This window comes from Paenibacillus sp. FSL K6-1566, assembly GCF_038050475.1.
GTDB lineage: Bacteria > Bacillota > Bacilli > Paenibacillales > Paenibacillaceae > Paenibacillus_AQ > Paenibacillus_AQ lactis.
Window position 1 is genome coordinate 3,862,664 of the sequence record NZ_JBBOSR010000001.1, and the last position, 20,579, is coordinate 3,883,242.

Annotated in this window: 19 protein-coding genes and 1 riboswitch; of the genes, 6 read left to right on the forward strand and 13 right to left on the reverse strand. The window is 49.6% G+C overall.

Annotated features, from left to right (window positions below):
• Window positions 1–445: 445 nt before the first annotated feature.
• Together NST08_RS16940 and NST08_RS16945 are read right to left on the reverse strand one after the other, a co-directional pair.
• Window positions 446–1,300, reverse strand: a complete 855-nt coding sequence (locus tag NST08_RS16940) for an aminoglycoside phosphotransferase family protein (RefSeq protein WP_341342035.1) — start codon at window positions 1,298–1,300, stop codon at window positions 446–448.
• Window positions 1,301–1,551: 251 nt separating this feature from the next.
• Window positions 1,552–3,432, reverse strand: a complete 1,881-nt coding sequence (locus NST08_RS16945) for a beta-L-arabinofuranosidase domain-containing protein (RefSeq protein WP_007130253.1) — start codon at window positions 3,430–3,432, stop codon at window positions 1,552–1,554.
• 190 nt (window positions 3,433–3,622) lie between these two features.
• On the opposite strand from NST08_RS16945, the gene NST08_RS16950 reads away from it, so the two are divergent.
• The gene (locus tag NST08_RS16950; RefSeq protein WP_007130254.1) at window positions 3,623–4,483 is read left to right on the forward strand and encodes a helix-turn-helix transcriptional regulator; all 861 of its coding nucleotides are present in this window, start codon (window positions 3,623–3,625) and stop codon (window positions 4,481–4,483) included.
• A gap of 27 nt (window positions 4,484–4,510) precedes the next feature.
• On the opposite strand, the gene NST08_RS16955 is transcribed toward NST08_RS16950, so the two are convergent.
• The 3 genes from NST08_RS16955 to NST08_RS16965 form a co-directional block, all read right to left on the reverse strand.
• On the reverse strand, window positions 4,511–5,305 hold the full coding sequence (locus tag NST08_RS16955) for an SDR family NAD(P)-dependent oxidoreductase (protein ID WP_007130255.1): 795 nt from the start codon (window positions 5,303–5,305) through the stop codon (window positions 4,511–4,513).
• 120 nt (window positions 5,306–5,425) lie between these two features.
• The gene (locus NST08_RS16960) at window positions 5,426–6,271 is read right to left on the reverse strand and encodes an aldo/keto reductase (protein WP_007130256.1); all 846 of its coding nucleotides are present in this window, start codon (window positions 6,269–6,271) and stop codon (window positions 5,426–5,428) included.
• Between the two features lie 106 nt (window positions 6,272–6,377).
• Window positions 6,378–7,592, reverse strand: a complete 1,215-nt coding sequence (locus NST08_RS16965; protein WP_007130257.1) for an MFS transporter — start codon at window positions 7,590–7,592, stop codon at window positions 6,378–6,380.
• 189 nt (window positions 7,593–7,781) lie between these two features.
• Between NST08_RS16965 and NST08_RS16970 the strand changes: the two genes are divergently transcribed.
• Both NST08_RS16970 and NST08_RS16975 read left to right on the forward strand, forming a co-directional pair.
• The gene (locus tag NST08_RS16970) at window positions 7,782–8,192 is read left to right on the forward strand and encodes a winged helix-turn-helix transcriptional regulator (RefSeq protein ID WP_007130258.1); all 411 of its coding nucleotides are present in this window, start codon (window positions 7,782–7,784) and stop codon (window positions 8,190–8,192) included.
• A gap of 121 nt (window positions 8,193–8,313) precedes the next feature.
• A complete protein-coding gene (locus NST08_RS16975) occupies window positions 8,314–8,673 on the forward strand; it encodes a DUF3221 domain-containing protein (protein ID WP_341033165.1) in 360 nt (119 codons plus the stop codon).
• Window positions 8,674–8,944: 271 nt separating this feature from the next.
• On the opposite strand, the gene NST08_RS16980 is transcribed toward NST08_RS16975, so the two are convergent.
• The 4 genes from NST08_RS16980 to NST08_RS16995 form a co-directional block, all read right to left on the reverse strand.
• Window positions 8,945–10,411: a chitinase gene (locus NST08_RS16980; protein WP_341033164.1), complete on the reverse strand. Its 1,467-nt coding sequence runs from the start codon at window positions 10,409–10,411 to the stop codon at window positions 8,945–8,947.
• Window positions 10,412–10,812: 401 nt separating this feature from the next.
• On the reverse strand, window positions 10,813–11,814 hold the full coding sequence (locus NST08_RS16985) for an ABC transporter substrate-binding protein (protein WP_341033163.1): 1,002 nt from the start codon (window positions 11,812–11,814) through the stop codon (window positions 10,813–10,815).
• A 155-nt stretch (window positions 11,815–11,969) separates the two neighbouring features.
• Window positions 11,970–13,004 (reverse strand): FecCD family ABC transporter permease, encoded by a 1,035-nt coding sequence (locus NST08_RS16990; RefSeq protein WP_341033162.1) that lies wholly within the window; start codon window positions 13,002–13,004, stop codon window positions 11,970–11,972.
• Window positions 13,005–14,060, reverse strand: coding sequence for a FecCD family ABC transporter permease (locus tag NST08_RS16995; RefSeq protein WP_341035024.1), 1,056 nt, complete (start codon window positions 14,058–14,060; stop codon window positions 13,005–13,007). It abuts the gene before it with no gap.
• Between the two features lie 227 nt (window positions 14,061–14,287).
• Window positions 14,288–14,349, forward strand: a riboswitch (Fluoride riboswitch).
• Window positions 14,350–14,425: 76 nt separating this feature from the next.
• Between NST08_RS16995 and NST08_RS17000 the strand changes: the two genes are divergently transcribed.
• Entirely contained in the window at window positions 14,426–15,751 is a 1,326-nt protein-coding gene (locus NST08_RS17000) for a voltage-gated chloride channel family protein (RefSeq protein ID WP_007130264.1), read from the forward strand.
• 207 nt (window positions 15,752–15,958) lie between these two features.
• Here the strand turns inward: NST08_RS17000 and NST08_RS17005 are convergent, their stop codons facing one another.
• The 3 genes from NST08_RS17005 to NST08_RS17015 are packed head-to-tail and all read right to left on the reverse strand — an operon-like array spanning window position 15,959 to window position 17,897.
• The gene (locus NST08_RS17005) at window positions 15,959–16,642 is read right to left on the reverse strand and encodes a hypothetical protein (RefSeq protein WP_007130265.1); all 684 of its coding nucleotides are present in this window, start codon (window positions 16,640–16,642) and stop codon (window positions 15,959–15,961) included.
• A complete protein-coding gene (locus NST08_RS17010) occupies window positions 16,642–17,529 on the reverse strand; it encodes an ABC transporter ATP-binding protein (RefSeq protein WP_341033161.1) in 888 nt (295 codons plus the stop codon). Before NST08_RS17010 ends, NST08_RS17005 begins: the two co-directional genes overlap by 1 nt.
• Window positions 17,529–17,897 (reverse strand): GntR family transcriptional regulator, encoded by a 369-nt coding sequence (locus NST08_RS17015; RefSeq protein WP_028407145.1) that lies wholly within the window; start codon window positions 17,895–17,897, stop codon window positions 17,529–17,531. The genes NST08_RS17010 and NST08_RS17015 overlap by 1 nt, the downstream gene beginning before the upstream one ends.
• Window positions 17,898–18,143: 246 nt before the next feature.
• On the opposite strand from NST08_RS17015, the gene NST08_RS17020 reads away from it, so the two are divergent.
• Both NST08_RS17020 and NST08_RS17025 read left to right on the forward strand, forming a co-directional pair.
• Window positions 18,144–19,283: a phosphodiester glycosidase family protein gene (locus tag NST08_RS17020; protein ID WP_007130268.1), complete on the forward strand. Its 1,140-nt coding sequence runs from the start codon at window positions 18,144–18,146 to the stop codon at window positions 19,281–19,283.
• 261 nt (window positions 19,284–19,544) lie between these two features.
• Window positions 19,545–19,946, forward strand: coding sequence for an Imm7 family immunity protein (locus NST08_RS17025; protein ID WP_028407147.1), 402 nt, complete (start codon window positions 19,545–19,547; stop codon window positions 19,944–19,946).
• 196 nt (window positions 19,947–20,142) lie between these two features.
• Here the strand turns inward: NST08_RS17025 and NST08_RS17030 are convergent, their stop codons facing one another.
• A complete protein-coding gene (locus NST08_RS17030) occupies window positions 20,143–20,505 on the reverse strand; it encodes an NIPSNAP family protein (RefSeq protein WP_341342036.1) in 363 nt (120 codons plus the stop codon).
• Between the last annotated feature and the right edge of the window lie 74 nt (window positions 20,506–20,579).

The following is a 20,579-nucleotide window of genomic DNA, read 5'->3' on the forward strand; positions in this document are numbered from 1 at the left end:
TAAGTGATTTCATGTAATCGATTACGTAAACGATTACATTCACAGGTTATAGTAAAAACTAGGCGCATGTCAACTCTATCTTTTAAAAGTCATCTTGCTCAGCCTCGGGAGCTCCTTTGGGCCTGCAAAAGTCCCCTTTTTGGGACTTCCTCCGCCACTGTAATTCCTTTTTGCCCGCGACAAATCTCTTTTGGGGACTTGCTGCACCTCTGGAGCTCCTTTTTGCCCGCACATGTCCCCTTTTGGGACTTGTCCAGGCAATAAACTGAATCAAGCTCATCACTCCCACTTCTAAACCGTCCCCTAACACAAACCTATCCACTGCTCAATTAACCCGAACAAGCCCCACACCATCCATGTAAGATGGTACAAGGCTCAGTATACTGCTGCAAGATTCCTCAAATCGTCCACCAACTAGTGGAGGACCGGTTGTGCTACTTTAGGATCAAACTTCGATAAGCAAGGAATGCAAATACTTGTTGCTGTTCAATATTGACCTGACCCTGGCGATCGTGTCGTTTCTAACTGGTGGGTGGTCCACTCTGTTGAGCAAGATCCAGCGCAGACAGGCTATCGCTTCAAACAGCTCAAGCTCATCCGCTTCGAATCGGTTCTCGGCACAAAATGCAGCACGGTAGAAGGAAGCTCGCTTTTCTCTTACATATATCCACATTAAGATAATCGACCATCCGATATCATATCGAGGATCGCCCATTTGGACATTCGTCCAATCAATAACGGTCAGCTCGTTTTCATTCTCCAGAATATTGCCTAGGTGATAATCGCCATGGATGACATATTCTTGTTCCATGCTCGCGCGCAGAACAAGCTCCATCAGAGGTTGTTGAATATCAGGGAACTCCTCAATTCGTGGATAAAAATAAGAGATAAAGTCATACCTCGGCAGATTGAATCCGTTCAGCCTTTCCAAGGGCAGCTTATGTATATCCATTAATATCTTCGCTAGTTTCAATAGTTTAAGCTGATCGATATTTTGAACAGGCCTTCCGTCGTAACTGGTCAGCATTACTGGAGTGCCTTCCCGGTCTGTCCCCCAGCCCAAAGGCTTCGATACTGCTCTTCCATGCGAATGCAATGCATTCAATATTTGATATTGCATTTGAACATCGGGCTTGGAAGCTCTATTCCATACCTTTAGCACGCAGTCTGCCGTTGACGTGACGATCTTCGCCACCTCTGCTTCCAGACCGGAGTCTAACGGGATAACTTGAAATGTAGTTTCATGCTGCAGCAATAATTCGAGCGCCTCGCTTTTCTCTACCCAATTGATTTCTCGCAAATTATGCCCCTCCGTCATTGTGCAACGACTCGATGGTCGTGAAAATACGTGAATAGACTGCTTCGGTATTGGTCTCATTCATTATATCGTTGGATAAACCGTAACCCCAAGGCACGCTATCATCTTTTCCAATAACTCCATATTATGTGTGTTTCTGAGCTTCGTAAGCACTTATCTTAAGCTTGAACGCAACTGTACAACAAAAAAACCGCGATCAACGCGGTTTTTTCGATGGTTCAATCCGGCTTGCTTTAACGCTTATCAGCCCTTCTCCGCTCCCCGATTAATGGAAATTCCCCAATCCGAAGCCTGGCGCTTCCATACGGAACCAGCTCCAATTCCGTAATGGGCTGTCCGTCCGTATCTGGATGCAGCGGAGGGTTGCCGGCGTTGTTGCCTTCCATTTTCCAATCCCGGATCAGCTGGCCCCTAACCTTCACCCTGACAGGCGCATCCTGTGCTTGGAACGGCTGGCGAACCATGTCCTGTTCGATTATCTCGAACGGCGTATCGGCTAGCAGGCCGTATTTCCATGGGGATGCAGGGTATAGCTCCCAATCGTGAAACATGTCGCGCTGCCGGATCATCTGCCAATTTTCCTTGACGGGCAGCACATACACGAGCGGCCCTCGCTCGATGCTGGTGGCGTACATATTTCGGGATACCAACCTGACTTCCATGGGCAAGTGAAGTTCCAATCGGTCACCGTTCTGCCAATGTTGTACGATCCTTGCATAACCGGACTCTACTTGGAATGGCAATTCGCGCCCATTCAGCGTTATGACGGGATCGTCGCACCAGGCGGGGATCCGCAGCGATAAAGGGAACGATTCCGCCCGTTCTAACGACATGTGGATTCGAATGCGGTCCTTGAACGGATATTCGCCGGTTACCTCGATCACAGCCGCAACGTCATGGCGGCCGACTGTCGTCATAACCGTGCACGGGGCATAGGACACGGCAACGAGCCCCTCCTCCTGATCCTTCATCCACAGATGCGCGGCCAGCTTAGGCCAGCCTTGATGCATGTTGGCCGTGCAGCATCCAAAGTTCGGCTCCAGACCGAACACGTTGGCGTCGGGTCCGTTGCTCCATGCCCGCGGAGCGACATTGCAGATGATCTGGTTGACTTGCTGATCATACTGATGCGAGGTCCAATCCGGAGAGATGGCGGCAGGCAGCGCATTAAAAGCAACCTTTTCCAAAATGTCCCCGAAGCGCCCTTCCCCGAGTATTCTCGTCAGCTGCTCCATCGAGAACATATACTCGACGACGGCACATAATTCTACGCCTTGACTCGGATGGGTGCCGGATAACCATTCATCTCCGGAGAACATGCCATGCGCTTGACCGTGATACGTCATCAGGGAATCGATGCCCCGGTGCACGCTTTCCCGCTCCATCGGACTGCCATTCAACTCAAATAATACGCCCGGCGTTTTAATGCCCATCGCTACATTCACGACATGGGTTGTCCAATCCCACTCTTCCACTTTTCGCCAGAACGGAAAATCATGAAAAATATCGCTCCAGTCCGTGGTTTGTCCGGCAACGATATCGGCTAGCTCTAACAGAACAGGCTGCTTCGTACGTCTATATAACCACACGATGCACAGGAGCATCTCCGCTCCCCTTGCTTTGGCCCAGCCCCGCAGCGGCTGTTCCTCGATAACCGAATGGACATAAGTAAAGAACTTTGTCAGAAATGGGATGATCCGTTCATCGCCTGTTGCTTCTTCATGCTGCATCATCACTTTCAGCATGATCATGTAATGCCACCAGTCCTGCTCCTTATCGATATCCTGGTTCACGGAGGTAATACGCTCCGGACCGAACATACCGTTCTCCCGCTGGCTTGCAAGCGACCACTCGATCCAGCGATTGGCCTTGCCAATCAAGGCTTCGTCCTCAAGCAAATAGGCGAGCGGTAGCAAGCCATCGACATAATACGGGCCTCGCTCCCAGCTCTCTCCATGGCCGCCCAGCCATCCATTGTCATCTCCGACGTCCTTCCAATGCTCTTCCAAGCATCCGGTAAACCCGCTGGCTTGGATCTCCAGCTGATCTTTCAGCCAGCCGCCCGGCTTAATCGCGCCCAGTGGCAAGCTGTTAAAAGCAGTCTCGTGCAGCATGAACGTCCACGCTCCTTGTTTCTGTCTTGTAAGTGCACTCTGGTAGAACTATACCATCTCACCCGAGCGGTGCCCTATACACAGAAACAACCTCTTTTTATCCGATTGCAACATGCTTGATTCTTGTATCCGGAAGGCGTTAACGATTATCCTAGAGAGAAGTTAGCAAGAGGAGGAGGCTTGGACGTACATGATGATTCAATTCACGGCACCGCCGCTGCCCCATTATATTAGTAGTGGTGAAGATACCTATCAGGAGGGAGACAAACACGCGGATCGGTTTAACATCGGAGTGTTTGATCTGATTCTGGTCACCCGAGGAGCGTTGTTTCTGGAGGATAATGGTGTATGTTACAGGGTAAAGGCCGGCAGCTACTTGATTTTAAGACCGGATGCGGCACACCGGACATTTCAGCCCTGCCAGGAGGAGACGCATTTTTATTGGCTTCATTTTCAGACGCTAGGATCTTGGACGGAAGCGGAGGAACGAACCCCGTTTGCCTTATCGCAATCGGATCAGACTTATGTCCAAATCGAAACATTCTCTTTTTATATCCCCAAATACGGAGAGCTGCCTTCCAAAGAACAAGCCGTCCTCATCCTTGAACAGCTGCAGACGCTCCAGCAATCGCCTTCATCCACGGCACGCTGGAAGCAGCAGCAGCTTCTCCAAGAACTGCTCCTGCTGCTCCAAACTGAAGAGGAAGGGATCCAGCATCACCATCCTCATTATGCCATTGCGGAACGAACCGCAAACTATCTTAGACAGCATTACAAAGAGCCGGTGAGCTACCGTCGATTAGCCGAGGCCATGCATTTTCATCAGAACTACCTGTCCATTTGCATGAAAAAAACGTTCGGCTGCACGCCCTTGGAATATTTGACACGGCATCGGATCGAACAAGCCAAGCGATTGCTGATCCACACCAACGATCCGATCGGACGGATTGCCGAAGAATCCGGATTCGGCTCATTTCCGTATTTCATACGGTGTTTTATTCGCTATACAGGCATCAAACCCAAATCCTTCAGGCAGAAATTCCGATCCTAACGGAGCGCCTACGATGCATCCGGTTGCTTAGAATACGCTCCGTACCAAGCCCCCGTCGATGCGGAGAGCCGAGCCGTTAATCGCGGAGGATTTAGGACTGCTGAGATACGTGACAAAATCGGCAATCTCCTCTGGACGAATCAGCCGCTGAATAATGGAAGTCGGCCGATTCTCCTTCATAAACCGCCGCTCCGCTTCTTCGATGGTGAGCTCTTCATTGGGATAGAGGGTTTTCAGCATCGTCTCCACGCCTTCCGTAAGCGTAGAGCCGGGCATGACGGTATTGACCGTAACGCGGGTTCCTGTCGTCAGCTCGGCCAAGCTCCGGGAAAGGGACAGCTGCATCGTCTTGGTTGCGCTGTAATGTGCCATCTCTTGGGAAGGCATGATGGCTGCTTCACTAGCGATAAAAATAATTCGACCTTCATTCCGAATGATCATGTTCTTCAAATAATGCCGGGTTAACCGGACGCCGCTCATGATATTCGTCTCGAAGAACCTGAACCACTCCGAATCGGGGATATCGAAAAATTCAGCGGGCTCAAAAATCCCCATATTGTTGATCAGAATGTCAATGACAGGAGCAGCTTCCCTGACCTGGTGACAGCCCTCCTCCGTTCCGAGATCCGCCACGACATAACGCAGCTCGGCATCGGGATGGACGGCATGAATGTCATGGATCGTCTGTTTTACCTTATCCTCATGCCTACCATTAATAATGACGGATGCGCCCTCCGCTGCAAGCGACATGGCTATCGCTTTGCCAATGCCGGACGTTGAGCCTGTTACCAGAGCGACTTTTCCTTGTAGCTCCAAATTCATTAACGCTCTCTCCTTCCATTATGTAGGAATGGACCCTCCTGATTCCCCGTCGTACCGCCCGAGGATTGAGGAGAGCCGCAATATTTATTACACTTCTATCCTTGCGTAAACACAAATTTCTCAGAAATCAAAATTGTCCGGATCCGGTCCCACTCTGTGATTTTGGTTCAGGCTGTCAATGCGCTGCATATCCTCGGCGGACAATTCAAAATCAAAGATGTCTGCGTTCTCGATAATCCGATGTTCCTTGGTCGATTTCGGAATCGTGACCACACCGTTTTGGATATCCCAACGAAGAATGATCTGCGCGATGGATTTTTGATACTTTTCAGCAATGCGCAGAAGATCCTCCTGATCCAGGAGCTGTCCCTGCATTAATGGAGACCAAGCCTCAAGCTGAATTCCATTCTCCTGGCAGTACGCCTGCAGTTCCTTTTGCGTTAGTCGTGGATGATATTCCACCTGGTTCACCATCGGTTTGATTTCGGTTTCCTTCATTAACTGCTCGAGGTGATGGATCTGGAAGTTGCTGACGCCAATAGCTTTGACACGCCCTTGCTTGTACAGCATTTCTAATGCCTTCCACGCCTCTGTATATTTCCCTTCAACCGGCCAGTGTATAAGGTATAAATCCAAGTATTCAAGACCCAGCTTCCGGAGACTTTCCTCGTAAGCCTTCAAGGTGGACTCATACCCCAGATCGGCATTCCATACTTTGGATGTGACAAACAGATCCTCCCGCTTGATCCCGGCAGCTTCCAAGCCCTCGCGGATGCCCTGTCCGACCCCTTCTTCATTTCCGTATATGGCGGCCGTATCTATGGAGCGATAGCCATGCCGAATTGCCGTGCGGACGGCGTTTACCAGCTCCGGTCCTTCCTCTACTTTAAATACGCCAAGTCCAAACCAAGGCATGCTGACGCCATTATATAAAGTGGTTGTATCTTGTAAGTGTTTTGCTGTCATGTTGATGAACCTCCGAAAGTTTTATGTTTGTGAAGAAATGGAGCCTAGTTGCAGTATTTCCGATGAAACGCTTAAACATCACCTCCCTTCATCCTAAATTTTCCATTCAAGCCGCTTTCGTATATGGACGATCCGGATTCTCCGAATCCTTTCTTGCCAGCTTCAAGCTCAATCCCGTAAGCGCGACCGCCGCGAATACCATCAACGCTCCAATCCAAGCCGTGTGAATCAAGCCCATCGATTTCGTAATCAAGCCGCCCAAAAAGGAGCCGATGGCGATGCCTGCATTGAATGCCGCAATGTTCAGTGCCGAGGCCATATTCACAGCGCTTGGCGCAAACCGCTCAGCCAGCTCAACAACATAAACCTGCAGCCCCGGAACATTCATGAAAGCCAGAAATCCCATGAGAATAATCGTAATGAATCCGGCAACTTTAAACGGCGCGGTAAACGTAAGCGAGAACAGCACCACCGCTTGAACGCTGAACATATAGAGCAGTGCTTTGAGCGGACTGCGATTTGCTGCTTTCCCGCCGATGATATTACCTAGCGCTATGGCAATCCCGTAAACGAGCAGAATGACGGCTACCGTATTTTCCTTGAAGCCTGTTATATCCTGAAGCAGTGGGGATAAATAAGTAAAGACAACAAAGGTGCCGCCGTAACCGAGCGCGGTAATCAGGAGCATCAGCAGCAAACGGCGATTGGTCAGCAGCTTAGCCTGATCGCGGAATGAGGTCCGCTCTCCTTTCGGCATGTCCGACGGGATCAGAATGCTGTTCGCGATGAAAGCAGCGACACCGACCAGAGCAATGGCGACAAAAGCCAGTCTCCAGCCCCACTGCTGACCGATAAACGTTCCGATCGGAACACCGGTCACCGTAGCGACGGTAAGTCCTGTAAACATAATGGAGATCGCGGAGGCTCTGCGGTTCTCTGGCACCACGCTGGCGGCGATGACCGAACCGATCGACATAAATACCCCATGGGAAAAGGCCGAAAGCACGCGAGCCGCAAGCAGAATGCCGATGGAAGCCGCGCCAGCCGCCAAGCTGTTTCCGATAATAAAAATGATCATGATCCATAGCAGCAGGGTCTTCCTGGACATCCTCGAGGTAAGCGACGTTAGGATGGGCGCACCGAAGGTGACGCCCAAGGCGTACATCGATACGGTTAATCCGGCGGTCGTAACGGATATATTCATATCCTCCGAGATCAACGGCAGCAGCCCTACGCTGATGAACTCCGTTGTTCCGATCGCAAAGGCACTGACGGCAAGCGCCAGCAGCGCAAAGAAACTTCTTTTTTTATCTATGATCATGGTGTTGAAATTCCCCCTATCCAATTCGCTTGCTTGTATATTGTAAAAAAATTGAGTATGGTGTAATCCAGCTGGCAAATGCTATTATGATCCATATCGAATTTTATGTGAAGAACGTACTTTTTTGTAATGTAGGCACTTCGCAGTACCCTAGTTACTTTTCAGTGCCTATCCAATAGGAGGATGAATATGCAAGCGAAGAAATACAATATTGCCGTCGAAGCGACATTGGAAGTGATCGGAGGCAAGTGGAAATGCGTAATCCTTTGCCACCTGACCCATGGCCGTAAACGAACCAGCGAGCTGAAGCGCCTCATGCCGAATATCACGCAAAAAATGCTGACACAGCAGCTGCGGGAGCTGGAGGACGATGGCGTAATCAATCGCATTATTCATAATCAAGTCCCGCCCAAAGTGGAGTATGAGCTGAGTGATTACGGCAAGAGCTTGACCGGCATTCTGGATATGCTCTGCGCGTGGGGAGAGAAGCATATAACGAAGGTATACGGGGATAAGTTCAGCGTGCTTGAGGACAGCATTCTGAACGATAAACTGAAAGCCGTGGACGAGCCTGCCACATCGGATGCACGTACGACCTGAATCTATTTGGGTAATCGCTGAAATCACTATAATCATCCCTTACAAAATATGGTATCATTTAAAATAACATGAAGCATACGAAGAGCCCATGGAATATTACATGAGGAGAAGAATAATTATAGTGAGAAAAATACATTCAGCTATTGCCCTATTGCTTCTTAGCAGTTTTATGGCTGGTTGCAATCAAGTAAAGATGGAGACCGGTGATTTTATTTTTGATAAGCAAATCAACCAAGATAAAACTCCCATGATCGTGGTGGTTCAGAATATCTCAAGGAATGATGCCTCCAACCATTCGTTATCAGACTATTTAAATAATGATGACCCAAATGATGTGATTTACTATCATATAACAGATGCCGATTTATACGAAGATTTAGAAATTGGTGAGAGAGTTACCGTCACAGCCCCCCATATTTTACTTAGCAGCCCACTGCAAGCAATGGCGATTGAAGTCGTAAGACATGACCTAGCAGAGTGACAGTCCCATTATATTTAGGTCTTTGAAAAAGATTTGTCCCCATTAGATTTCGGCCTGACCGAATCGGATACACCTTAACTAATCAAAGAGATAAAACCTAATAGAGTGCGGGATATGGTTCCAACATGGGTATCCAAGGACAGATCCTTTCGACCATCTAAAATAAAACAAAACCTCTCTATGATAATGATGGGTGGATTCACCACATATCAAAGAGAGGTTTCTCTATTTTATGATAACTATCTACTAAAGTTACACGATATCATGAACATTAAGGCAGTGTGTCTAAGAATGGTCTCACCGTTTTAGCAAGCGCGTAATTCGTAGTCGCATCCCAGTTAATGGACCACGTCATTGCTCCCCGTACATCAGGGTATTTAGCCACAGGCTTATAACTTCCACAGTTGTTTCCAGTTGCTAGACAATTCAGGGCATTATTCACGACCGTTGGAGAAACATATCCGCCTCCGGCTGCTGAAGAGGCAGCAGGTACTCCAAGTCCCAATTGGGAAGGTGATACCCACTGCAGCGTTAAGTCCGACAGCGCCGTAAGGAAATCAACCGTGCCCTGGGAGTAGCATTTACCGTCACGACCTAACATGCATCCAGAGTTATAGTACTGGACGTTCATTACGGTTGTGATATCCTTCAGATTGTTATAAAGCTGCATATAGGAGGTGTTTGGACTCTGCATGTCTATCGTTTGAGGAGCCATTGTCAGAATAAAATCATTTCCTGCTTTTTGCTTCAGTTGGCGAATCGCGGTGGTTAAGTTAGGCACATTCATGCCATGCTCCAGGTCAATGTCTATCCCATCAAGTCCAAATTGCGTGATGATCCCGTACATGCTGTTCACAAAGTTCGTTATATTCGGCGAGGCAGTATTCAAATCAATGTTCCCTAATTCCCCTCCAATGGATATGATGACCTTCTTGCCTTGAGCTCGTTTAGTTTGAATATCCGCGATCAGCTCGGCATTGGTATACCCGCCCAGAGCTGCGGATAGCGCAGAATCTACATTGAAAACGACACCGCCAGGGTTAACAGGGTCCATCTCAGCAAACGCTAACACAATGATGTCATATTGATCCGGTATATCTCTCACCTTCAATTTGCTGGCACCATTGACAAAATTCTGCCAGTACCCTGTCAATATATGCTTGGTCGGCTGGGGACCTCCGCCTGTCTCTTCTGCCGTTGTTGCAGTCACACTCGCACTGGCAGGTGAAAGATTCCCGGCAGCATCCTTAGCTATGACCTTAAATGAATAGGTCGTGTTCGGTGAAAGACCCGCTATGGTCGCGCTCGTACCGGTAACCGAAGCCGCAAGGGCTGTGCCCTGGTAGACATCATATCCTGTCACGCCAACATTGTCCGTAGAGGCTTGCCAGGATAAAGTAACGCTTGAAGAGGTGACTGATCTTACAGTTACATTCGCAGGTGCTGTCGGAGCTGCAGTATCATTTCCTCCGCCACCTTGAACATGCTGCCATAATGCAGGAACATTGGGCGGTTCCCATCCGGGTAGTGAAGTATGAGATTGAATAGCTTTATACGATTTCCCATCGTACGTCACGTTGTCGTTTACGGCATAAGACACATAGGCTGCCCAGGAACCCCGATCTGCTGCAGAAACCTCAAGGGGGAAAAAGCTCATGATCATAGACACGACGACCATTAAAGGCAATAGCATCACTCTCGATTTGTCCGGAATTCTGCATAAACCCGCTCTCATCATTAATCCCTCCTCAATAATGGATCGTTAAGCTTTACAGCCTGCCTTGCAAAACAGCATCACCTCCTTTGCAAAGATACGAAAATCTCATGAAATCTTCCACATCCAAACAAACCTTTTAATTGCTGTTTATTGTTTTATTTACATATATAGGAAGTTGATTCTATATTCAAAATTTACTTTATATGTTAATTATTATCAATAGCTCTGGAGGATCAATTTCATGGTGTAAGATGATCCCTAACGTTTTAAGCTCCCTATCATCATGAATCGATGTCTCTATGAAAACAAAAACATGGCAGACGCTGTTATACAGGGCCTGCCACATTGCGGCTGAAGCTTTATAGCACACAGGTCATGGCTAATTCGATACGAATCTGCTCTTGCCACTCGTGAACGATCGATTATTTCGCGTTCTCCTTCTCTTTTTGGCTGACGATCATATTCGTCACTTCTTCGGCCTGTGCCAAGACGGCCATCGGATCATACGGCCAGAATCGTTTGGCATCCAGATAAAACACGCGCCCATGGCTTACGGCTTCGATCGAAGTCCATACCCTATTGCTCTTATCCATCTCGGCACCATTGGACTCGTCAAAAAAGATATAATCTCCTGCATAATCTTTCAGAACCTCCATGGACACTTCTTTGTAGGTCTCACCAGTGGCAATCAGTTCTTGTTGGATTCGTTCCGGAGGGGTAAGCTTGAGCTCCTTGTAAATCGCCAATCCTCCGCGATAAATGCCGTCGCCATAAAGGTAGAAGGTCTTGCCGAAAGCGCCAAAGATCGAAAAGGTTTCTCCTTCCTCCACTACGCCGTTCACCTTCGCTCGCAGCGCTTCTATTTTCTCGTCAAACTCAGCCAGCCATTCCTTTGCCTCCTCTTCCTTGCCCAGGATTGCACCCAGCCCCTCCACTTCTTCGTGCACGCTTCGATAGGTTTCATAAGGAAGAATGATTGTGGGCGCAATTTTGGACAGCTTCTCGAACACCTCCGGATCGGAATTGGCGCTGATGATCAGGTCGGGGTTCAGTTCCAGGATTTTTTCCGTTGCGTTTTCGCCGGTACTCTCGATACCATCGATCATGTCTTGGATATGGACATTCTCCAGATCCTTGGCCGTCGCGCCTACCGGCTTCTCTCCGAGCAGCAGCAGGGTTGGCAGATAGGCATCGACAACAATTCGCTTCGGTTCTGCCGGATATTTGATTTCCCCGTGTATGGTATCCACCTTTCTAGTCGCAGGCTGCACTGAGACTTTCGTCTGGGGCTTGTCCCCGCTTGCGGCTATTTCACCCGTAGTACCCGCGTTGCCGGTCGGATTTCCCTTTCCGCCGCATGCGGAGATCAAGAACGAACATAAGATGAGCATTGTGAGTATGACCCGATACTTCGATGTGAGCATATTTGTCTCCTCCTGATTTAGTAGTGTATGGCTGGGGCATGCACCGAATTGAGCTCGATGCAATCGGCTGTATATTCCATGCGATGCGATCAGATCCTCGTGGCAAGACCCTCTCCCTTCACAAGAACTCCTAAAGATCCCTTGCATCCGGGCTGCTAAGCTCTCGTCCTGGATAACAGGTACAGGAAATATGGCGCACCGATCACCGCAACCACGATCCCTGTCGGGATCTCAGACGGTTGAAGGATCGAGCGGCTCAGCGTGTCGGCTGTGATGACCAGCAATGCACCGATCATCGCTGTTACCGGCAGCAGCATTTGATGCTTCGCACCGACCAAGCGTCTGCCCAGGTGGGGAGCAATAAGCCCGACGAACCCAATCCCTCCGCTCACCGCGACGCAGGAGGCCGCCAAGCCGACCGCCGCTGCCAGCAGCTTCAATTGCTCCTTCGTTACGGATGCACCCAGTCCGGCCGCCATCGATTCTCCAAGATTAAGAACGTTCATCACCTGCGCTTTGTACATCACGAAGGGCAGAAGCACAAGGATCCATGGGAGCAAGGCCAGCACGAACTTCCAGCTCGACCCCCAGATACTGCCCGCAAGCCAGACGGCAACAAACTGGTATTTCTCCGGACTCAATCGCAGTGTAAGCACGATCATTGCCGCACTTATGCCGGCTGCGACGGCAATTCCCGTCAATAGAAGGCCTGTCGGCTTAAAGCCCTGGTTTTTCTTATAAGCAAGCACGCAGATCAAGGCCGCGGTCAAGCCGGCTCCAATCAAAGCTAAAACCGGCAGCAGATAAATCGGAGCCGCTGTCGTGTTCGGAAAAAATGAGATGAACAGCATGACCATCAACCCGGCTCCCGCATTGATCCCCAGGATACCCGGATCGGCAAGCGCGTTGCGGGATATTCCCTGCATCACGCAGCCGGATACCGCTAAACCCGCGCCAATAAGCAGTGAAATGACGATGCGAGGCAACCGGAAATCAAACAGCACCAAATTCTGCTTATCGGTTCCGCCGCCAAACAATGTCGTTACGACCTCAACGGGGGATAGCCGAATCACGCCGGTGTTCATGCTGATTAGAAACACCAGGACAATCAATGCACCCAGAACAGACAAGGTGATGATGTTCCGTCTCCTGCTTTTTTGCGTTTGGATGGCATTTGTGACGGCTTCCATCTACAGCTCCCTCCTTTCTTTGCGTGCCAGATAGAGGAAGAAAGGGACCCCGATCAAGGCAATGATCGCGCCAACTGGCGTTTCATAAGGAGGGTTCACCATTCTGGCGGCGAGATCGGCAATGACGACCAGCAGGCTTCCCAGCACGGCCGAGCAGGGAATGATGAGCCGGTAATCCACGCCGACCAGCTTGCGCGTGACATGCGGAATCAAGAGACCGACAAAGCCCACCGCGCCGACAACCGAGACGGCGGCCCCTGCCAGCACTAACACGATCGCCGTCCCGCCCAGCTTGACGAGCCCCGTTCGCTGACCCAGTCCACGTGCTACATCATCCCCAAGGCTAAGCATCGTAATTGAGCGCGATAAGGCAATCGCACCCAATATAGCAGCGGCTATCCAAGGCAGCATGATCTTCAGATGATTCCACTGAATCCCTGCCGTACCGCCGGCATACCAAAACGCCATATCCTGCCCGACCCGAAAATACAATGCGATGCCTTCGCTAAGAGCACTTAAGAGCGCGCTAAGCGCAGCACCGGCCAGAACGAGCCGAACCGGTGTCAGCCCTCCTTTGGACATGGAACTGACTCCATACACGAGCATCGCACCCAAGGCAGCCCCAACGAATGAGAGCAGAATCAGATACATATACGGCAGCCCCGGAAAAAACGCAAAGCAAATCGCGATCACGAACCCCGCCCCCGCATTTAATCCAAGCAGGCCCGAATCGGCGAGCGGATTCCGGGTCATCCCTTGCATAATGGCTCCCGATACGGCGAAACAAGCGCCCACCATGGCCCCGCCGAGAACTCTCGGCATGCGCAGCTCCTGGATAATCTGATGCTCCGTCAAGCTGGGATCAAAGAAGAACACAGCTTCCCATACACTTCGCAGATCAATCTCGGCCGCTCCAAGCGATATGGATAACGCTATGCCAAGCATCAGTGCAGCCGCGCCTCCCGTGATAATCAGGGTCGCAGCCCATGGACGCCCTTTGACGTGGACATGAATCTCAGCATCTGAAAGTCTTGGCTTGGACGTGTTTGATGACATCATTCTCTCCTCGATCCTGTGATATTGATTCTCATTATCATTTACAATGATAAAATATGGCATATTCTTCGTCCATGGACATGTTGAATTTCTCCTCCTGAAAAAAATCCATGCCCCAATCCATCGATGCTCCAAACCATGCTGAGTAATCTCAAGTATCGTATACCTGCTTCATAGCGGGTTGTCCTATTGACACGCAAACCTCTGTTCCATTACAATGAATGCAAATTGAATGAGGCGATGGAGTTCGCCATAACCGCTTTTCGAGGCTAATGACTCCTACCAGAGGTCGCTTTCCTGGTAGGAGTCTGTTTTGTGTATCCAGGGGTTAGCGGCGAATAAACAGAAACGGGTGAACGGATTTGATGAAGAAATGGGTTGAACCTAACGAGAATTGGCCGCCATACGCCCTGCTGACAGGTTATTTGATCAAATGGATCGTGCTTGGCAGCATCGTCGGCATGATGACAGGCAGTGCCTCTGCCTTCTTTCTTTATAGCCTTGACTATGTAACGAACCTTCGAATAGGAAACCCTTGGCTGCTGTTCCTCCTTCCCCTGGGAGGCGTTGTGGTCAGCTTCCTCTACGAAAGGTTCGGCAAGAGCAGTGCGAAGGGAAATAATCTTATCCTGGAACAGATCCATGGCGGCACAGAATCCATCCCGCTGCGGATGGCGCCGCTGGTCCTCTTCGGGACGCTGGTTACGCATCTGTTCGGAGGCTCCGCCGGACGTGAAGGCACAGCCGTCCAAATGGGGGGAAGCTTATCGGAGTGGTTCGGCAAGCTCATTCGCGTGACATCGCTTGATCGAAAGATCCTGCTTATCTGCGGAATTAGCGGCGGCTTCGGCTCCATCTTCGGCACACCGCTCGCCGGAACGCTGTTTGGTCTCGAAGTCCTAGCCATTGGCCTCATCTCGCACCAGGCGTTAATTCCTGCCTTCATCGCCAGCCTGGTCGGCAACTTAACCGCCACTTCCCTCTGGGGTGTCGGCCATGCGCATTATCTGATCGGGGAGATTCCCCCTCTGAGCTTTATCGTCCTGATGAAAGTCGTTGCAGCTTCGATCCTCTTCGGACTCGTAAGCCGGCTATTCAGCGAGCTTACCCATGCTCTGAAAAAATGGTACAGCCACGTTTTCCGCAATCCTATGGTCAAAAGCGCAATGGGAGGCGTCATCCTCATTGGGCTGGTTTATCTGCTTGGCACACGCGATTACTTGGGACTTGGCCTCCCCCTGATCGAAGAATCCTTCGCTGGGGAAGTTTCGCCATTCGCCTTTCTTGGTAAAATCCTCTTTACCTCGCTGACGCTTGGAGCAGGGTTTCAGGGTGGCGAGGTAACGCCGCTGTTTGCCATTGGGGCAACGCTGGGCAATGCGTTATCGGGATGGCTCGGATTGTACGCCCCTTTCCTGGCCGCATTAGGTTTTATTGCTGTATTCTGCGGGGCAACCAACACCCCGATTGCTTGTTTTATCATGGGAATCGAGCTGTTTGGAGGAGAAGGCGCCGTGTATATGCTCTTGGCCTGCGTCATAAGCTACTTGTTCTCCGGGCACTCCGGCATCTACACCTCCCAGCACATCGGCGCGTCCAAGCACCCGCTCCTCTCGTTTCCACCGGGAACAACGCTTGCGGGAGCAAAAGAACTGCACAAAGCAAAGCGCAAGCAAAAGACGTCCGAGTGATCGGGCGTCTTTTCATTTGCCGCAGGCAGCCCTGCCTCACTCTGTGAGCGGCGTAATGATGGATGCTGTACGCTGCTATAACCCGAAGCCCGGACGACGAACCAAGGCAGGTCATTTGTACGAAGAACGCTTTTTCACACAAAAAAAAGAGAGGCACCCCCAAGATCCAATGATCTTGGTGCACCTCCCTGTTGCATCTTCTGGCAATTACACCGTTGATCTGCGCAGACACTGGCGAGAGCACAGTGCAAGGATAAGCACAATCGGAATCATCCATAGCGTCAAGTCGAGAGCAGAATGACTAGCAAACCATTTAAAGATCGGCCCCCACCATTCGTATCGCATCGCAATCAAGCTGAGACCCGAGATGATGATCGTAACGGCTGCAAGCATGATAAACGTTCGGATCCCTCTGAATCTTAAGAAAAACGCTCCGATGCCCAGCCCCAACATGGAAAACCATAACATTAAGATGACATTCACAACGAATTGGATAAGCCATGATCCATCATTCAGATACGGTAAATTGAAGAAGCGCATATGATCTCCCCATGCCCCGGTCCATACTTCAATATGGGATAGCACCACAAGAAGTGCCGAGTTGAAGATACTGATCAAGGTTATAAAGGTAAGGGTCCCTATGAAAAAGTCCGTTCTGCGTATGCTAAACCCCGTGGTGAAGGGGAACAACTGAATCGCTGTGGTCAATGAGGTAACGAACATGAATATATAGATGGTACCCAAACCGCCCGTATACAACGTCTCTCCATTAATCAATACACCGATCAGCAAATTGACCAAGAAACTGAAGGCCATGATCATCCAAGGCAAATAAAACCACGTAAGTTTATGTCTTAAATGAATGTTAATAACGCTGGATATCCCTCTCATTAGCGGCTCGCCACCTTTCCGTTTCTCGTTAAATGAACGATTAATTGCTGCAAGGATACGGGTACCGTTTCCAGTCCTGCTTGTGCTGCTTCTTGCTTCACCTCTGCTTCGGTCTTGCCCATCACCGTAGCCGAAACCGTTGATCCGAGCGATTCCGTATGAATGACTTTTCTGCCTTGAATAAAGGATTCAACCGTAGATTGATGCCCAATCACATTGCAGGTCCGTCCGCGGAGTTCATCGGTATCCGAATCCAGCAATATTTTTCCTTCATCGATAAGAATGATATGCTCCAGCAGCCTGCTGACTTCATCTATCAAATGTGTGGACAGAATAATGGTACGCGGATGGCTGGTGTAATCTTCGATCAGCTGATCATAGAAAAGCTCTCTTGCAACGGCGTCGAGGCCAAGATAAGGCTCGTCGAACACCGTAATGGGCGCTCGGCTGGCGAGTCCTACGATGATCCCGACCGCTGACAGCATGCCGCGCGACAATCTCTTCACAAGGCGCTTCATCGGCAGACGGAAAATTTCGATCAGCGCTTTGGCGTATTCCGCGTCCCAGTTCGGGTATACGTCGGAGGCAATCCCCATGACATCCCGGACGGTAACTAAATCCGGATATTTCTGACTCTCCCTGATAAAGCATATCTGCTGAATCACCTTGTTATTTTCATAAGGATGCTCGCCAAATACGCGGATCTCCCCTTTGGTTGAGAACTGCTGTGCCGTAATCATCTGCATGATGGTTGTTTTCCCGGCGCCGTTTCTCCCCAGCAATCCGTAGATCTTATTCGCCTCGATCCTAAAGCTGACATTATCGACGGCCGTAAAATCCTTGTATACCTTGCTCAAATTGTTGACTTCGATGACGGTTTGGCTCATCAGTCTTGCTCCCCTCTGCGGATCATTTCCGATAATTGATCTTTCGTAATCCCAAGCTTCTCGGCTTCCTTCACCATAGCCACAACGTACTGCTCATAAAACTCCGTCTTGCGCTTCTCGATGAGCTGTTCACGTGCTCCCGCTGCTACAAACATGCCAATCCCCCGTTTCTTATACAAAATCCCTTGATCGACCAGCAGATTGACGCCCTTGGCCGCTGTGGCCGGATTGATCTGGTAAAAGGCCGCAAACTGATTCGTAGATGGAACCTGCGTCTCCTCAGGCAATCGTTCCTCTATGATGTCATCTTCAATTTTGTCCGCAATTTGCATGAATATCGGTCTGCTGTCATCAATTTGAAACGCCATTACCTCACCGCTTTCGTGTTCAGACTTCATTACATCTTCGGTTAGTTACTCATGTAATTAACCATACAAGAGATGTGGTTCCGTGTCAACATTTTATTGGCCATTTTTTACAAATCGGGCGAAGGAACCCGTTTATGGTCCTAATGGTTTCATCCCGGTAAGCCGATATAGTATTGGCACACATGCAGCCGAGTTGAGCTCAAGCCAACCGAAACAGACATAGAGAAAAGGAGTTTAGAAAGAACCATGAAAAGAATCCTCTTACTCGTCATCCTCGCCATGCTTATGGTGGTGACCCCATTGAACGCGGCTTCCGCTCCGAAAATGCTTGCCTATGTTGACAAGAACAACCAGTCCTTTATCCCAGTGTCCCTCCTTAAGACCTTTGAGGGCATTCAAGTGTCCTACACAGCTGCCGAAAAGAAGCTTCGCATAACAAAAGACAATAAGCAGCTTACCCTTTACTTGGGGAGCAGGACCGCGTACATTGACGGCAAAAAAACGCAGATCAAGGCAGCCCCGTTCTCCGAGAACGGCATCACATATGTACCGCTTCAGTTTACCGCTCAGCAATTAGGCCTTGCGTTGAAGTGGGAGCCTAACCGTACAGCCTTGCAGATCAAAGACGGAGCAACATCTGCTTCGAATACACTGCCGGTGATGTCGGGCAAGCTCGTTTCGAATACATTGAAGCCGGTCACTTCGGCGAAGAAAACATTCAAGGTTGGTTCCCGAAGCTTCAGCGCCCAGGTGGTAACCGTCTCCCTTCTGCATCCGAAGGTGGAGCTTGGCGTAGCCCTTGCCGGCAATAAACCCGGCAAAGTCGAGGATTTGCGCAGCCTTGCGAAACGGAATCAAGCGGTTGCCGCCATCAACGGAACCTACTTCGATGCCTATACCGCCGGTGCTTATAAAGCGCCTTACGGCTATCTCGTACATAACGGCGCCATTCTGCACAAGGCACCAGGCGATAACCGGACGATCTTTACCTACGACCGTAATAATCTGACCCAGATGATTCCGGGTCTGGACTTCAAATCGGAATATGAGCAAGGACAAATGAAAGGGGCTCTTCAAGCGGGCCCCCGGCTGGTGAAGGACGGCAAAGTTTCGCTGAACGTCAAGAAGGAAGGCTTTAAAGATCCGAAGATTCTAACGGGTGGAGGCGCACGAAGCGCACTTGGGATCACGAAGGATCATAAGCTTATTTTGCTGACAACAGGAGGGGCAACCATTCCCCAATTGGCGGAAATCATGAGGCAGGCCGGAGCCTACCAGGCGATGAATCTGGATGGCGGCGCATCCAGCGGGCTGTATTACAACGGCTCTTATCTTACCGCACCCGGCCGTCAGATCAGCAACGCCCTTATCGTAAGGTTGAAATAACGCCCCATAGGGCTATTACGCTTCATTAGGACAAGTGCTTGATCGGGCAATGCCCGCACCTAGAGCATTGAACAAGGCTCCTCGAATAACCGGATCACGTTACCGGACCTTCGAAGGAGCCTTTTCTATTCCTGTAGGATTTGTATCCCTTCCTGCCTATTTGAGCCGATCTGCTTTCCCTCATGCGTACCGCGAGAAATATGTTTCGACATTAAGAAGGTGGGTGTAAATATATAGGAAAACGATGCGAGGTGAGAAGCAATGTATGAATTTCATGGCTGGATTACCATTCAAGTGACAGCTTCGAAAGCCGAGCAGGAACAACTGGAAGCGATCATTCCGAAAATACAATTAAAGATTACGGAATATGCTTGGGGAAGCGGCCTGCTGTCTCTCAATGCCGCATGCGGATGTTACTATCTGCATGTTGGAGGGTTTACGAAGGGGAAAGGTCCAGAAGCCGATGAAATCTTGTCATTGTACCGTTATATCGGGGAGATTGCCCCTGGATCATACGGACTGCTGTATTCCAGGGATGACGAGAATCAGGAAGGTGAGGACAACGAATTTCGGGTGTTGGTGCTTGCGCGCGGGCAGCTGAAGGAGCAGCGCGATCCTTTCCTCTCTCCTTGCATCCCTGTTATTGAAGACGCATTAAGTTAACCGGCAGGGTAGTACGAGCGCAGCATCCCCTCCTTCCATCTTAACCAAACAAACTTTCATTCATTGTAAACTTCCTAAGCCGATGATCCGGGAGCCTTCGAATTAAGTTTGAACGTAAAAAAGGACCATCAAACAATGCCGATTAAAGGATGGTCCTTTATTGACTAATACAGTTTTTATGAGCTGAGCAATCTCTTTATTTTGCTGAAAGGATTGTATTTTCGACTGGAACCGTTGATTCGATAAAATCTTCGTCAATGAAATAAAACGCCTTTTTTAGATTCTCTCTGCCTCCCATTTCTTCAAACCACTTCTGTACACGTTCAACGTGCTCGTTATCACTTCTAACATTATTCTCTATTTCTTCGTAAGCTTCGAGACTGTCATATTGCCATATAGCAAAAATCTCCACATTTCCTTCCTTATTCGGGGCCATCCATCTTCCAACTAATCTTGCGCCATACTTTAATTGCGTCGGTAATAGAGTGCTGTTAAAATGCTCATTAAACGCCGCTGCGATACTTGCGTCAACCATGTACTTTTTTCTTCGGTAAATCATAAGTTTATAGCCTCCGCTTTAATTAATTTTACACACCAGGCAAATTTAATGCATCCATTTCCATCCCCCCAAGA